9 protein-coding genes and 2 pseudogenes are annotated in these 15,491 nt (G+C 61.0%); 6 read left to right on the top strand and 5 right to left on the bottom strand.

What is annotated here, in order from left to right:
* Positions 1 to 584 precede the first annotated feature (584 nt).
* Positions 585 to 845: pseudogene (locus tag AWB75_RS22345) on the bottom strand (IS5/IS1182 family transposase); the annotation flags it as partial.
* Positions 846 to 972: 127 nt separating this feature from the next.
* On the opposite strand from AWB75_RS22345, the pseudogene AWB75_RS39485 reads away from it, so the two are divergent.
* Both AWB75_RS39485 and AWB75_RS22335 read left to right on the top strand, forming a co-directional pair.
* Positions 973 to 1,232: pseudogene (locus AWB75_RS39485) on the top strand (trypsin-like peptidase domain-containing protein); the annotation flags it as partial.
* A 269-nt stretch (positions 1,233 to 1,501) separates the two neighbouring features.
* Positions 1,502 to 2,638, top strand: a complete 1,137-nt coding sequence (locus AWB75_RS22335; protein ID WP_061126229.1) for a J domain-containing protein — start codon at positions 1,502 to 1,504, stop codon at positions 2,636 to 2,638.
* Between the two features lie 1,243 nt (positions 2,639 to 3,881).
* Here AWB75_RS22335 and AWB75_RS22330 read toward each other — a convergent pair.
* From AWB75_RS22330 to AWB75_RS22310, 4 genes are all read right to left on the bottom strand, one after another.
* On the bottom strand, positions 3,882 to 4,391 hold the full coding sequence (locus AWB75_RS22330) for a DUF421 domain-containing protein (protein ID WP_061126228.1): 510 nt from the start codon (positions 4,389 to 4,391) through the stop codon (positions 3,882 to 3,884).
* A gap of 79 nt (positions 4,392 to 4,470) precedes the next feature.
* Positions 4,471 to 5,064 (bottom strand): ParB-like protein, encoded by a 594-nt coding sequence (locus AWB75_RS22325; RefSeq protein ID WP_061126227.1) that lies wholly within the window; start codon positions 5,062 to 5,064, stop codon positions 4,471 to 4,473.
* Between the two features lie 1,621 nt (positions 5,065 to 6,685).
* Positions 6,686 to 7,528, bottom strand: coding sequence for a polysaccharide deacetylase family protein (locus AWB75_RS22315; protein ID WP_061126225.1), 843 nt, complete (start codon positions 7,526 to 7,528; stop codon positions 6,686 to 6,688).
* Positions 7,525 to 8,622 (bottom strand): glycosyltransferase family 4 protein, encoded by a 1,098-nt coding sequence (locus AWB75_RS22310; protein WP_061126224.1) that lies wholly within the window; start codon positions 8,620 to 8,622, stop codon positions 7,525 to 7,527. Before AWB75_RS22310 ends, AWB75_RS22315 begins: the two co-directional genes overlap by 4 nt.
* Before the next feature lie 220 nt (positions 8,623 to 8,842).
* Between AWB75_RS22310 and AWB75_RS22305 the strand changes: the two genes are divergently transcribed.
* From AWB75_RS22305 to AWB75_RS22290, 4 genes are read left to right on the top strand one after another with little or no spacing between them, the layout of a single operon-like run.
* Positions 8,843 to 10,003 (top strand): efflux RND transporter periplasmic adaptor subunit, encoded by a 1,161-nt coding sequence (locus tag AWB75_RS22305; RefSeq protein ID WP_061126223.1) that lies wholly within the window; start codon positions 8,843 to 8,845, stop codon positions 10,001 to 10,003.
* A 19-nt stretch (positions 10,004 to 10,022) separates the two neighbouring features.
* Positions 10,023 to 13,166 carry an efflux RND transporter permease subunit gene (locus AWB75_RS22300; protein WP_061126222.1) on the top strand — a complete coding sequence of 1,048 codons (3,144 nt, stop codon included), beginning with the start codon at positions 10,023 to 10,025 and terminating at the stop codon, positions 13,164 to 13,166.
* Between the two features lie 4 nt (positions 13,167 to 13,170).
* A complete protein-coding gene (locus tag AWB75_RS22295) occupies positions 13,171 to 14,634 on the top strand; it encodes an efflux transporter outer membrane subunit (protein WP_061126221.1) in 1,464 nt (487 codons plus the stop codon).
* Positions 14,631 to 15,398 (top strand): alpha/beta hydrolase, encoded by a 768-nt coding sequence (locus AWB75_RS22290; RefSeq protein ID WP_061126220.1) that lies wholly within the window; start codon positions 14,631 to 14,633, stop codon positions 15,396 to 15,398. The genes AWB75_RS22295 and AWB75_RS22290 overlap by 4 nt, the downstream gene beginning before the upstream one ends.
* The last annotated feature ends 93 nt before the right edge of the window (positions 15,399 to 15,491 follow it).

Raw genomic sequence — 15,491 nt, 5'->3', positions numbered from 1 at the left:
CTCGCCGTCCGTACAGAAGAGCCGACGACCGCGTACTGATCCACGAGCCGCCAGCGAAACCCGCGTAGAGGTTGAGTGGTAGCCGGCCGAACCCGACCCGCAGTGTCGCATGCGCTAACGAAAGAGTGCCTCGCCATGAAGTTCGAGGATCATCGTCGTCGCCAGTTCAGATAGATGGTCGAAACGATAAAGGCAGTCACGAAGTACGCCATCACGAGCACCAATGTCCTTACCCCGACGAACTCTGCTGCGACTACCAACGCGACGCCGACGTGCCGCATTGCGCAGGTAATTGCCAGCGCCGTTCGGTCATTCGTGTTGGGTCCGCCAAGAATCTGACCGACGAACAATGCGACGACCATCAGCGCCGCGAGCGAGAGCACGCCTTGCCAACTGAGCCCCACGAGGTGCTCTCTATGGACGACCAGCAGGAGGATGGCGGAGACTGCCAGAACAATCCACGCGATCGTCATGACCCGGTTCGACGCAGGTTCCGCGGAGAACGGGAAAATGGAGCGAAGCCCCATGCCGATCAGAATCGGCAGGAGAATGGTCTTGGCAATGTCCGTCACGACAGTGCGTATGCGCTTTTGTTGAGAAATGGCGTAGCCCACGCTCGTGGCAATCGAGTCAGCTACCGCCGAACGCCGTCCCGAGGTATTTTGCGCGACGTGCGGTGTGACCTTCATCTCGTGGCAGGCCTCGATGAATTCCTGTGCGTCGTAACCCTTGTCCGCACCTAGCGTGATCTCTGCGCTCGCATCCTGTACTGCTTGCCGCGCGTCGTTGATCACGATCTTGGCCGCTTCACGCTCGGCATGCCCGTCAGCGTGCGGGTGGACGGCGCAGCGAGAAAGAAAGAGGAGGTATCGACGGTTAGTTGCGCGAGTAATTGGCTAAAAGGGATACGTCCAGTCCATTACTTTCTCGGCAATTTCTCTGAACCTTCCAGAGGTTGCGTGCGACTCGGAGGTGCCGCCCGGCGAGCAGGTGCTGACGATCGGCTCGCCGGCGCGCTCTCAGACGACCCTCACCGCAGGCATCATTGTCAGCGGCACCGCGCGATGGGCCGGACGGCAAGCGCCTTGCCTGCTTCCAGACCGAATGGCAAGCAATCTAGGCAACTTCGGCGCCGGGTCTTCAACCGCGCGGTGAAGGTGATCGGCATCGAGGTGCAGGTTTATGGCAGCTCGGAACTCGTGCCGAACCTGACCTTCGCCATTCCGATCGACCCGGACCGAGCGCGATGCAGCCCAAAGAAGCACGCAAGACAGCGAAAGGCCAGCTCGGCATTCAGTTGCAGGAGCCGATGCGGCGACGTCCAGTCAATGGGCTGGCGGAAGGCTGTTGATGTGATCACGCTCATATCGAAATCCGTTATCGATATAGATGCGTCTAGATTAGTCGGTGTGCCAACCGTCGGCTCGATTCACACATCGCCCATCGAGGTAAAATGCGGGCAGCCGTTGCGTCCCTCACACCTTCAGCAGGAACTTGCCCCATGACCAGGACAAACTTGCGCTCCGTCAGCATCGCACTCGATCACGACAAACCCGCCTTGTCGAGAGGGCAAAAGGGGTTCAATTCGCTGATCAAGCAGATCGACAAGCGCCGCAAGCAGCTTCGCGCCTGGGAAACGGTCACGCCCACATTCCAGCAGCGGTACGTCAGCGAATTTCTGCCCCTCGAATGCACTTCGACCACACTGCAGATCCGGATGGTGCATTTCCTCGATCAGGCCTATGTGCAAAAAGAACTGACCAAGGCAGAACGTCGGAAGATGGGTATTGTGATCACCCATCTGGCGGGCAATCTGATAGACGAAGACGAGGATGAAGGCAAGGAACTGAAAGCCATCTACGACAAGTACAGCCCCACTGACTACGACAGCCAAATGGCTGCGGAAGTCGACGGGATGAAATCCATGCTCGAGACGGTACTCGGTGTCGAACTCGGAGACGATCTCGATCTGAGTTCTCCGGAAGAACTGCTGCAGCGCGCACAGGCGCACATCCAGCAAGGTCAGGTGGAAGCGGCGGAAAAACAAGCCGAGCGGGATGTTCAGCGCGCGAAACGGAAAAAATCGCCCAGGCAACAGGCCGCCGAGGCCCGCGCGCAAGAACAGCAGGCGCAGATGAGCCTTTCCATGCGCGAAGTCTACCGCCGCAAACTCGCCAGCACATTACACCCTGATCGCGAAACCGATCCGCAGGAGCGCCACCGCAAAACCAGGTTGATGCAACGCGTCAACGAGGCCTACCAGAAAAACAACCTACTGCAGCTCTTAGAGCTGCAACTTGAGCTCGAGCATATCGATCAGCATGCCCTCAGCAGCATGAGCGACGAGCGTCTGAAACACTACAACACGATCCTGAAGGAGCAGGTACGCGAACTCGATCAGGAAATCCTCCACGTCGAGTGCGCCTTTCGGTACACGTACGGAATCGATCCTATCGAGCCGGTCTCGCCGGATACCGTTCTGCGAAATCTCGCCGTTGATCTCAAGGAACTCCGGCTCAATGTCCGAACCCTTGAACACGACCTCGCCGCGTTCGAAGACATCAAGAATCTGAAGCGCTGGCTGAAAGACATCCAAGTGATGCGTGCTGCCTCAACCTTCGACGCCATGCGGTTCTGACATCGAAAGGAACCGACCGGGTTTGCCTATCGATTGCTGAAAAGTCACGCCGGCCTTCTGTTGATCGGATCGGAGACGGTGCTTCCACGACGTCAATGAGCGGCCCTGCGAGCTGGAACAATGGCGTGAAATCCGTAACGTAATCACGCCGGCCGAACTGATTGCGCTGTTCCGCGCGCTGGCGCCGAGCTTCCCGGAGAGGACCACGGCAGTTCTTCCAGCCTCGGATGAACCAGCGCGGCGGCTCGGGGCCGCGCAGTTCAGGCGGAAGCCGAGTGGTTCGCCAATCTCGACAATCTGCGCACCCGAGCGTGTCTCAGCGACCGGCACGATTCGATGGGCTTTGCCTCGGTGCGCGACCGGAGGAATTCCGTCGCGTCACGCGGGCGCACGTGCTCGCCTGCCTCGCGGCGTTCGAGCGGACGCTGTCCGACGCGAACATCCGAACGTCCGCGCAAGCTGGCGGCGCTGTCGTTCCTGTTCAAGATAGCTCTGCGAGAAAAACGCCGTCGAAACCCAACCCAGTCGCAAGCGACCGCATGTCGAAGGCGGGCAAGGGAACACGCCGGCGCCTGGCGATCATCCGGTGCGGGCGCTGCTCTCGATGCTGATATCACGGCCAGCGCCGCGAAGAACTTTGTTGCTGAAGGTCCGCGATATCACGATCGCGTGGCGTGCCGCACAGAGCCGGCCGGAGGATGCCGGCGAACTCCCAGCATATCTCGCTGGGGCTTTCATCAGCTGATTACAATGTATCTGCATGGTCTTATTGCATTGCACAATTTATGCTAATTTGCTCTCGCCGCGCGCGGGCTTGCTTGCGTGGAACCGATTAGGGAGCAACACATGAATGACGCGAAGTCGCGGCCACACTACTGAACAGATGGGAACGAAATAATCGGGCGCAGGACGCAGCCGGCGCGGTCCGCCCCTCACGCGAGGGCGATCTTTCGTTCAGCCACTACGTTGGCGTCAGTCACGATACGTCGGATGTGTTCGTCAACGGAGTGAAGATTGCATGCCTCACGTTCGGCGATGGCTCTCGAGCTTTCCGCCTGACACCGCGGGGCGAGCCTCGTGCTTCGATGAGATGGACCGCTGCCGCCTCTGTCTCTCACGATCTCGATGAAGCGCATAGCGAGACTGACGCACAGACCTCGTTGGCTTGAATCTCGGCTGACTTGCGAGACAGTTGGCGGTGCTGGTCGCCGCCCTTCACGGCATCACGGCGTCTCGGACGGGCTCATGACTCATCCTCGCCATTTGACTTCTTTCGTATCAGGCTCACTTGTCCGTTGCGCTCAAGAACTGCCGCGCTGACGTCTTCAAGTCCGGTCGTATGCAGTTCCTGTCTCGCGGTCTCGAAGACATCTGTCTTTGTGATGAGCGCAGCCGACATCTGCTTATCGTCGAACTTGCCGTCACTGAAGACCTGCCTTTCTGCGCCGACAACAATTCTTTCCAGCTTAGGCGAATGAACGCACAACCAAGCGAGGACGCGGTGTATGAGAACGAGCACAAGGGACGCGACCACCGTGGGTATGGCGGGCGAAACGCCGACGATAACGCGGCTCAGCGTTGCGCCCAATAGTATCGCGACGACATAATCGAAAGGCGACCGCTGACCGAATGAGCGTCGGCCCGCGATGCGTATCAACACCAGTGCACCGAAAAACACCGCCGCTGCCCGTGCCGCCATCTGCACGGCGTCGAGGTCGCGTCCCTCGCCGAATATCGCAAGCATCAGGTCCATTTGCGCCTCCTATCCCAACCGCGCGGTCTCGAGCGAGTTCAGTCTGCGACCAGAAGAATCCGGGTCGACGAGACCACAGTCAATCGGCTGGTCCCAGATAGCCTGGTAGGCCTATCGCGGCTTCGCTCTTTGCCAACTTGATTGCCTCTTTGACGAGCGACTCGAACTCTTCATCGCTGTGGGGCACTGCCAGATTGCACCGAAAGAAGTCCGCCCATCTGAATTCCTCGAGAGGAACGGAAGTCTTCTCGTACCCTCCGGCGTCGCGAACCGACGCGGACAGACCGCGGAACTCGTCGTCTTCAAGGTCCCAGATATGTTCCCGCATGTCAGTGAAATGGACCCGTTGGCCTCTAGCGTTATACGGATAGGTCCAACGGTTATTTTCTAGCGTGAGCCAGAAGTCGGCGATGGAAAGGGCCGAGAGGTCTTTGATGAGAACCACCGGAACGCTCTTTACCTTTGCCCGCCAGAGCGCGGTGGCGACGTGGTGGTGGTCGATAGCGTAGGGCGTCTCTCCGGGGCCGTACACGATGGGAACCGGCTTTTCTGCTATTACCATCTCCAGGTCGTGGCTGCTGAGCTTTTCGTACGCTCGCGTCTTCTGACGAATCTCGCGCAGGCCATGGGTAATTTGTGTGGGACGAAGTTGGTCGATTTTTAGCGTCTTCATGGTGTCCTCCGCGGTACGCTGGGACGACGGTGCTTCGCGAACTCACTCGACGAAGGGCTCGCCTCCATCGACGGGTAAAGCAAGGTCCACGCCAATGACCGCCAAAGCGGGACCAAATTCACAGGGTCGTGAGTCATTGTTGACGACGGGTCACATCTCCTGAGGGAAATTCGAACGGAGGCTTCTATCGGGCTCACCCCTGTGCTGCGATCCCACGCGACCGTCGGTGCATCGGCGAGAAGACGTTCACGCGCGGGTTGCGCTAGGCGGGGGCACTGGGGACAGAGGTGCAGGCGCTTGTCTCGAATTGTCGCCCGGCGCGGAAGGACATTCGGCTTGCCGCCGCCAATCGCAAAGTCGCCGCACGGCGGCGGCTTTTTCGAACACGCAGAACTTCGACAGCGTGCCAATTAGGGAGTGCTCGGCTCTTTGAGGCGCTGGATACGCAAATATCGCCTCGCAGGCTTGAGAAGCGTGGCTGGCGAAATGTGTTCGCAGATTCGGAACCCTTCCGGACGAATTTCTTCCGGCGGCTTTTTAACGGGCTTGTTCAACTCGCTCTCACAGCTTCCGGGGCAGGACTGACGCACCTCCGGGCGGAAGTCGAAGCAAGATTCCGCAGATATCGTCCGAATTCACGGCTGGGCTCCTGATGACGCGACTGAACCTACTTACGACGAAGCCTCATCGGCATGTTGCCGGACGCCGTCCGCAAAGCGCGGGCAGCCCGTAGACTTCCGCGCTTTCCCGGCCATCCAATCGATTCCGTGCTTCCGAGTCAAATTAACGCGCGCTAGTTGAACGAATTCCGTTCCGTGACAAGGTCACGCCTCCTTCCTAAAGACCGTCGTGAACGGCTACACTGATCGAATCCTCAGTTCCGGTACCCACAATCGTTTGTTTGCAGATGTCTACGCCACGCGAACCGAAAATCCGGCCGCTCTCTGGCCTGAAAATCTCACGCCCCCCAGCAAAGCGCTCCTTCTGCCGCTGTCGGAGAGCGTGGTACGCGAGGCTTCCCTGGCTCGTCGTCTGACCTGAGTGGCCTGCAAACAAGAACTCGGTATCGCTTATCAGCATGCCGCCGAGCCGACCGTGCTCAACGCTCCAGCGTTGCATGTCGTCTGTATTTCGTAGCACTAACGAATATGCGGTAAGTTTCATTATGTAAAATCACTTCGGCAGTTGGGCCGGAATCGAACCTCGGGTCGATCATCCTTCATTTCAACTCGGTCAGAGTGTTGATCGGCGCGGTGCGCGAGCACCTCCATGAGCAGCCAGGATGGCGCCAACGCGTGAACGGAATCGACAGCGCAACCGCTACCGTCGATCAGATCGTCTTTCTAACGGCCGCTGTAGTGGTCCGCGAAGTTGCGCGTTCAGCGAACTAACCGTCGCCGCCCTCCCGATCGAAACGGAGGCCACGAGCGACTAGGTATTGAGGTCGATCGTAGGCCAATGGTTCGGCGACCGGAGCCGTGCCTCTCCCACATCCGGCAGCGGTCCCTGGTGCGTCTAAGCTATCTATCCGTTGTCTGTCGCATTAGCTCAGCGCTTCCATTTGAATCAAAATGCTGCTTGACCTGTCGGCCTTCATGCGATTACGACCCGCCTCGCTTAATTACAACCTTAAACTCAAGTACGCCCGGCTCAACAACGGTCGACCATGTATCCAGAGTCGGGTTGCCAGCCATGATGCGGGGCGGTCGCGCACGGCCAACCGCGCGATAGTCCGCTCGGCATCCTTGTTATCCCGGTTCGATTGCGGATTAGTACCCCGATTACATGTATAAAGCAAATTGAAGCCCTCATTCAGCGCGATCTCCCGATAATCGCCATCGTAAAAGCCTTCAGGCCAGCAAAGATGACGTGACTCAGTTCCCAGCCGCGCCAAGAGTTCATTTCGTCCCGCTCGCAAATCTTCTGTCAGACAAGCCCGCTTCGCCCTGCGCGAAGTCGTTAGATGATCCCAACGCCTGTGCGTGTGCGTATGGCTATGAAATTCGAAGGTTCCTGCACGTCTCATCGCTTCGATTTCGGACCAGCGCATGATGGCGTCATCGGCCTTTCCATTCTGGATGGCAATCTGCGAGTCCTCGTGGGAGAGTACGCGGGGCGATTCGGCCGATGCGTCGACTGAAGTCGGACGAACGGGTCCATCGCCGGGCCAACTCGTGACTAGGAAGCATAGTGCCTTGAATCCCCAACGCTGCAGGATCGGATGCGCGAAAACCCAGTTGTCCAGATAGCCATCGTCAAACGTGATGACCACCGACCTGGCAGGAACCCGCTCGCCGCAAAGGAATGCCGCCAGCCCGTCGCCACCGAGCGTCTGGTAGCCCGCACGACGAAGGTAGGCGATCTGTTGTGTGAAGTGCTCGACGGTGACAGTCAGCATTCCCGGTGAATTGCTGACGTGGTGATACATCAGCACAGGTACCGCTCGCGCATGGTGCGGCTTCATGCTTGATAGCCTCTCTGCTGGAGCGAGCGTCGATAGAAGCACATTGTGTCGTACACCATGTTCGTCACGCTAAACCCTTTCGACAAAATAAATCGACCTGCATGACTCAGTTCGTGTCGAAGCGATGCGTTGTCGATGAGCCGTACGAGCGCTTCTGCCAAAACGACGGGATCGCGCGGAGGAACCAGCAGACCGTTCACTTCGTCGCTGATCAGCTCGGGCACCCCTCCCACGTCCGTTCCGATGACCGGAAGGCCCAGCGACATCGCCTCGATGAAGGCTTGGCCGAGCGCCTCCTGATGCGTCGGAAGCACGAAGAAATCGCATCCGGCCATGATGTTTGGAACGTCGCTGCGGAACCCCAACAGGTGAATTCGGTGCTCGAGGCCGCGGTTCAAGACCATGCGCTCTATTTCGGCGAACATCGGGCCGTCTCCAGCCAGCACAACATGGAATTTCTCACGCGACTCCAGTAGCGGGACGACGGCTGCAATGAGGTCGTCGTGGCCCTTCCCTTCCCGCATGATGGCGACCATGCAGGCGACGACATCATCGTCCCGGAGTCCCAGCTCTGTGCGCAGTGTTGACTTCCCGCCGGCTGCGAGATTCTCAATGCCGTCATAGATGGTTTCGACCCGGTCCGCACCGACTCCGGCACCGATCAAATACTTCCGAACGTGGTGACTCACCGCGATCACGCGGTGAGGAAGCCAGTTGTAGGTCGCAAGCGAAGTGATGGGCAACGCAAGGTGACGCGTCCGTACAACCAGCGGCGTACCGGCCAGGCGGGCGGCAAAGCCTGCGACCAGGCTGTCGTGGCCGCTGTGCGTGTTGAGCACGTCGCAAGCTCGACGCCGCAACATGCATGCAATATCGATAGCGGAGGCGACATCGCCTCCCGTCCTCATCTCCGAATGATGCACGGCGAATCCGGCGGCAGCACCGTGCATTCCGATCAACGCGTCACGCGGGCAAATCAGTTCGACACGGTGGCCGGCGTCGCGCATGCCGATCATTTCCCTGACGGTGCGCATTTCCTGCCCTCCCCACCCCTTCGACGATTCGCTGTGGATGATGCTTAAACTGCGGTTCATGCGACCGATCCCTCGAAGAATTTGCTCCAAAGGGCAATGTTGAAGATGGATCGATAAGCAACGTTGGAGAACTGATGGAGAAACTGTGAAGCCGGACGAGCACTTTGAAGATGACTGCGTCTTCATCGTTTCTCCATCAAATCGCGAAGGAAACCCCATCGTTCGAACGCAGACTTCTTGCCGTTCAAGCGGGCGACTGCCTGCGTCTGATGGAGTTCATATGAAACTTGAAAGATGGTCTCTGGGTGGCAGTTTGTGCGTGCTGCTGCTGGAGGCAATGCTTGCGGGCTGCGGGCAAGCCGAACAGCTGGGCGCCTCCCCCGCGATTCCCGTGGCGTCGGCGACCGTGGTGCACGCTTCGCTCAGACTCACGGAAGATTTGCCGGGTCGGGTCGCAGCAATGCGCATCGCTGAGATACGGCCGCAGGTCAGCGGTATCGTCATGCGCCGGCTGTTCGAGCAAGGCACCGAGGTGCGTGCCGGCCAGCCGCTGTTTCAGATCAACCCTGCGCCGTTCAAGGCTGACAGGGACACGGCCGCGGCGGCGCTGCAACGCGCCGAGGCAGCGCTTGCGCGCGCGAAAGTGCAAACGGCGCGCCTGCAGCCGCTTGTCGAAGCTGACGCGATCAGCCGCCAGGTCTACGACGACGCCGTCTCGCAGCGAGACCAGGGCGTCGCAGACGTGGCGCAGGCAAGCGCCACGCTCGCGCGTCGGCAGCTCGATCTGAAGTTCGCGACGGTCGAGGCGCCGATCTCCGGCCGCATCGATCAGGCGCTGATGACCGAGGGAGCGCTGGTCGCCAGTAGCGACAGCCAACCCATGGCGCGCATCCAGCAGATCGATCAGGTCTATGTGGATGTGCGCCAGCCGGCGGCATCGCTCGAATCGCTGCGCAACATACTGTCGACGCAACAACAAGGCGGCGGCGGTGGCCTTCCGGTGGAAGTTCTGCGCGACGACGACACACCGTACGGCGTGAAAGGCCGCGTGCTCTTTTCGGGCGTCAACGTCGATTCCGGGACCGGCGATGTGTTGTTGCGCGTGCTGGTCGACAACCCGAAGCGGCAGCTTCTTCCGGGAATGTATGTACGGGCACGGATTCCGCGCGCGAACTACGCGAGCACGCTGCTTGTTCCGCAGCAGGCGGTCGTACGCGTCGCGGGCAAGCCGCAGGTCTGGGTGATCGACGCGACGAGCCACGCGCGGCCAAGGCCCGTCGAGCTCGGCGAGCTGAGCGGACGTCATTACCGCATTCAATCGGGTCTCACGTCCGGGCAGAAGATCGTGGTCGAAGGCATGGAGCGCCTGAACGACGGCGCGCTGGTCGCCGCGAACGACGGGAAATCGCCCGGTGCGCCGCTGGCTGCACCCACGCACTGAGTCACGGGAGCGTCCAGCCATGTCCGAATTCTTCATCCGGCGACCCGTCTTCGCGTGGGTGATCGCCCTCTTCATCATCCTGCTGGGCCTGATCGCGATACCGCAACTGCCGATCGAACGTTACCCTTCGGTCGCACCGCCCGCCGTCACCATTACCGCGACGTATCCCGGCGCCACGCCGCAAACTATGAGCGACTCCGTGCTGAGCCTGATCGAGCGCGAGCTGTCGGGCGTCAAAAATCTGCTCTACTTCGAGTCGTCGGCCGATACGTCGGGCACCGCGCAGATCACGGTGACGTTCAAGCCCGGCACGAATCCCGCGCTCGCCCAGGTCGACGTTCAGAACCAGCTCAAGACCGTCGAGCCGCGCCTGCCCCCGGTCGTGCGCCAGTCCGGCGTGACCGTGGAGTCGGCTTCCTCGGGCTTCCTGATGCTTATCGGTCTCAAGTCCGACAGCGGTCTCTACGACGCGAGCATGCTCAGCGACTACATGGCGCGCAACGTCGTCGAGGAGCTGCGACGCGTCGATGGCGTCGGCCGCGTACAGTTGTTCGGTTCCGAACGGGCGATGCGCATCTGGGTCGATCCGAACAAGCTGATCGGCTATGGCTTGTCGATGAACGACCTGACGACTGCGATCAGCCAGCAGAACGTGCAGATCGCGCCGGGCAGCGTCGGTGCGTCGCCGGCTCTGACCGGTCAGCGGGTGACCGTGCCGCTTACCGCACAAGGGCAACTGACGACCCCGGAACAGTTTGCCGCGATCGTGCTGCGCGCCAACGCCGATGGCTCCCGGGTCGTGCTGCGCGACGTCGCGCGGGTCGAGCTCGGGTCGCAGTCGTACAGCTTCGTCAGCAGCGAGAACGGCAAGCCCGCCGCCTTCGCTGGCGTGCAGCTCGCGCCCGGCGCCAATGCGGTCAAGACCGCGGCGGCCGTGCGCGAGCGTCTGAAGGAAGCGGGCAAGGCGATGCCGGCCGGTATCAGCTATTCGATCCCGTTCGATACTTCTCCGTTCGTTCAGATTTCGATCGAGAAGGTTCTCCATACGCTCGTCGAAGCGATGGTGCTCGTGTTCCTCGTAATGTACCTGTTCCTGCAGAACGTGCGCTACACGCTGATCCCGGCCATCGTCGCGCCCGTGGCGATGCTCGGCACATTCACGATCATGTTGGCGACAGGCTTCTCCATCAACGTGCTAACAATGTTCGGCATGGTGCTCTCGATCGGCATCATCGTCGACGATGCGATCGTCGTGGTAGAGAACGTCGAGCGCCTGATGACCGAAGAAGGTCTCTCGCCGAAGCTCGCAACGTCGAAGGCCATGAAGGAGATCTCCGGCGCGATCGTCGGCATCACACTGGTGCTGACCGCGGTGTTCATCCCGATGGCATTGGCAAGCGGCTCGGTTGGCGTGATCTACCAGCAGTTCACGCTGTCGATGGCAGTCTCCATTCTGTTCTCGGCGCTCCTCGCGCTGACGCTGACGCCCGCTCTGTGCGCGACGATGCTCAAGCCGGTCGCGCCCGGCAATCACGAGAAACGCGGCTTCTTCGGCTGGTTCAACCGTCGTTTCGAGCGGATGACGCGGTCGTACGAATCGCGCGTCGGCCGGCTCGTCGGCCGGACCGGGCGTGTGATGCTGCTGTTCGCGGCGATTTCCGGCGCACTCGTCATCGGCTTTCGCATGCTGCCGTCGTCGTTTCTGCCAGACGAGGATCAGGGCTACTTCATGACAAGCTTCCTGCTGCCCGCCGACGCGACCGCCGAGCGCACGCAGGATGTGGTCGGGACGCTGCAGCGCCATCTCGCGTCGCGCCCGGCGATCCAGTCGAGCATTTCGATCGTCGGCTATGGCTTCTCAGGCTCCGGACCGAATGCCGCGCTGAACTTTGCGGTGCTCAAGGACTGGGACAGGCGCGGCGACGCGACGACGCCCAATGAGAACGCGCGTGCACAGCAAGCCATGGCTACGGTGACCGAGGGATCCGTGATGAGCCTGCTGCCGCCCGCGATCGACGAGCTCGGCACCAGCTCGGGCTTCACGCTGCGTCTGCAGGATCGCGCCAATCACGGCGACGAAGCGCTGAAGGCGGCCCAAGCTAAGCTGCTGGAACTCGCGGCGAAGAGTGACATCGTAACGGGCGTCTACCCCGATAACCTGCCAGCGGGTGCCAGCATCCACCTGGAGATTGACCGGCCCAAGGCCGAGGCGCTTGGTGTGTCCTTCACCAGCATCAGCGAAACGCTGTCGGCAGCGATCGGCTCGACCTACGTCAACGACTTCCCGAATGCCAGACGTATGCAGCAGGTCATCATCCAGGCCGACGCGTCCGCGCGCATGCAGATCAACGACGTACTGAAGCTGTACGTGCGCAATGCCGGCGGCGGCATGGTGCCGCTATCGGAAGTGATCCGTCCCGTCTGGTCCGAGTCGCCACTGCAACTGACGCGCTTCGAGGGCTATCCGGCCGCGCGCATATCGGGCAGCGCCGCGCCGGGTCATTCCAGCGGCGCGGCGATGGCCGAGATGGAACGTCTCGCCGCGCAGTTGCCCTCGGGCTTCACGGTCGAGTGGACCGGGCAGTCACTGCAGGAGCGTCAGTCGGCGTCGCAGGCTCCGATGCTAATGGCGCTGTCGATGGTGGTCGTGTTCCTCGTGCTGGCCGCGCTCTACGAGAGTTGGTCGATTCCGCTGTCGGTGATGCTAGTGATACCGCTCGGGCTGATCGGCGCGCTCAGCGCGGTGCTGCTGCGCGGATTGCCGAACGACGTGTTCTTCAAGGTCGGGATGATCACCGTGATCGGCCTGTCCGCGAAGAACGCGATCCTCATCATCGAGTTCGCGAAGCAATTGCGCGAACAGGGCAAGGGGCTGGCGGACGCCGCCGTGGAAGCTGCCCGGCTGCGCCTGCGTCCAATCCTGATGACATCGCTGGCGTTCGGCCTCGGCGTGGTGCCGCTGATGATCGCGACCGGCGTGAGCGCGGAAACACAGCACGCGATCGGTACCGGCGTGTTCGGCGGCATGGTCACTGCGACGATCCTCGCTGTCTTCTTCGTGCCCGTCTTCTTTGTTTTCGTGATGAGCTTCCAGGAACGCATCGCGGCATGGCGGGCAACCCGCCGTCAATGCGCGGCCGTGCGTCAAGAACAAGAGAGTTGATGTCATGCGAGCCCTCATTCTTCCCGTCGTGCTGGCCGTGTCGGCCTGCTCTTTGACCCCGGCGTTCGTCAGGCCGGCTGCGCCCGTCCCCATGACATACACGACAGGCGCCGCGCCCGATGTGCGCACGAACGCAGCCGATCTGGGCTGGCGCACGATGTTCGGTGACCGGCGTTTGCAGCGTCTCATTGAACTCGCGCTCGAAAGCAATCGCGATCTGCGGCTCGCCGCGCTGAACGTCGAAGCTGCCGCGGCCCAGTATGGCATCCAGCGCGCTGCACAATTGCCTTCTGCCGACGCCGCAGGCGGTTTCACACGCCAGCGCATCGCCCCCAATGCCGAGACCGATCCGCCCATCGCCGCGATGACGCAGAAGCAATACGGCGTCAACGTCGGGATCAGCGCGTTCGAGATCGATCTGTTCGGCCGCGTTCGCTCCCTGTCGGATGCCGCGTTCGCCCGTTACCTCGAAAGCGATGACGGACGCCGTGCCGCGCAGATCGCGCTCGTTGGTGCGGTGGCCGACGCGTACTTCGCCGAGCGCCTCGCACAGGAGCAGCGCGAGTTGGCCGAACACACCCTTGCGGACTGGCGGGAGTCACTCGACCTCGCGCGCCGGCTCAGGAACGCCCATCAGGCGAGCAGCGTCGACGTGGCCGGCGCCGAAGGTCAAGTCGCCAGCGCCGAAGCAGATCTGGAGGCGCGCGCACGCATGGTCGAGCAGGCCGGCAATGCACTGTGGCTCCTGATCGGCGCCGACTTCCCGAAGGATCTGCCGGAGCCGACCCCGCTGGCGCAGCAACCGGTCATGACGCGACTGCCAGCAGGCCTGCCGTCCGACCTTCTGTTCCGGCGGCCCGATATTTTGCAGGCGGAACAGAACCTGATCGCCGCCAATGCCGATATCGGTGCGGCGCGCGCCGCATTCTTTCCACGGCTCTCATTGACAAGTTCTTTGGGTTTCATCAGTCCGGCCATGAGCGGCCTTTTCGACGGCGACCATCGGGCATGGACCTTCGCGCCGCAGGTCACAGTCCCGCTGTTTCAGGGCGGCCGCCTGCGCGCCGAGTTCCGACTCGCTGAAGTGCGCAAGACAAGCGCGGTTGCCGGATACGAACGGGCTGTGCAGATCGCGTTCCGCGAAGTCGCCGACGGCCTGGCGGGCCGCGACACCTTCCATCGGCAGATCGAGGCTCAGGCCCGGGTGGTGGCGAGCGCCGAGCGTCGCACTGATCTGTCCAGCCTGCGCTATCGCGCCGGCGTCGACGGACGGCTCGAACTGCTGGATTCCCAGAGGCAGCTTTATGCATCGAGGCAGGTTCTGCTGGACTTGCGCCGCGCAGAGTTCGGCAATGCCGTCGCCCTTTACAAGGCGCTCGGCGGTGGCCTGACCGAGACCGACGTGAGGCCTCCAGGCACCGCGCCTGAGCTGAGCCTTGTTGCGCCCGACCAATTGGCACGATCATGAAACAACCCGAAAAACGTCGCACTGTCGCTCTTCTGATTCATGGCCTCGGCGGCACGGTGCACGATCTTGGTATCTTGCGGAAGTCTTTGAACCAGATTGGGATCGATACGCACGCGCTTTCGTTGCCGGGACACGGATCGAGCCCGGAGGACCTGATCATGGCTCGCGCGGAGCAATGGATAAGCGTAGCGACGCGGGAATATGACATGCTCGCCCGTACCTATGAAACGGTGCATCTCATCGGTATGTGCATGGGAGCGCTGCTCGCATTGATCGTCGCGGAGCGTCGACCGCGCGACGGCAAGCTCGTCCTGCTCGCAGCACCGGTCTTTCTCGACGGGTGGTCGATGCCGTTTTATCGGCGACTCCGGTATTTCCTCTACCTCATTCCTTGTCTGGCCCGAAGAATGAGAGTCACCGAGCAAGATCCTTATGGAATCAAGAACGCGTTGACTCGATCCTTGATCAAGGCCCGGTTCCAACGGGGCGACGCGTTTCACTATCGCTGGGTTCCGCTGGCGTGTATTCGCCAGGTCGATCGACTGCGCTACAAGGTGTGGAGGGTCGCGAGACACATCAGACATCCGACGCTCGTGATCAATTCTCGCGAAGACGAAGTGACCTCGGTCAAGTCCGCTTCATTTCTGGTCGACGCCATACCCACGTCAAGATGCCTGATCGTAGAGAACAGCTATCACATGTTATGCATCGACAACGATCGGAAGCAGATAGCGGAAACGATGACGGCGTTCCTTGGGAACTGACAGGAAAGGGATGTTCGCTGTGTTGAGATATCATCGAGATTTCATGGAGCTGATTGCGTATTCGGCGGTGCTGTCCCACGATGTCGCTTCTGC

Source organism: Caballeronia catudaia, assembly GCF_001544755.2.
Taxonomy (GTDB): domain Bacteria; phylum Pseudomonadota; class Gammaproteobacteria; order Burkholderiales; family Burkholderiaceae; genus Caballeronia; species Caballeronia catudaia.
The sequence above is the reverse complement of the archived record's forward strand: the minus strand, read 5'-3'. Positions and strand labels throughout refer to the sequence as shown.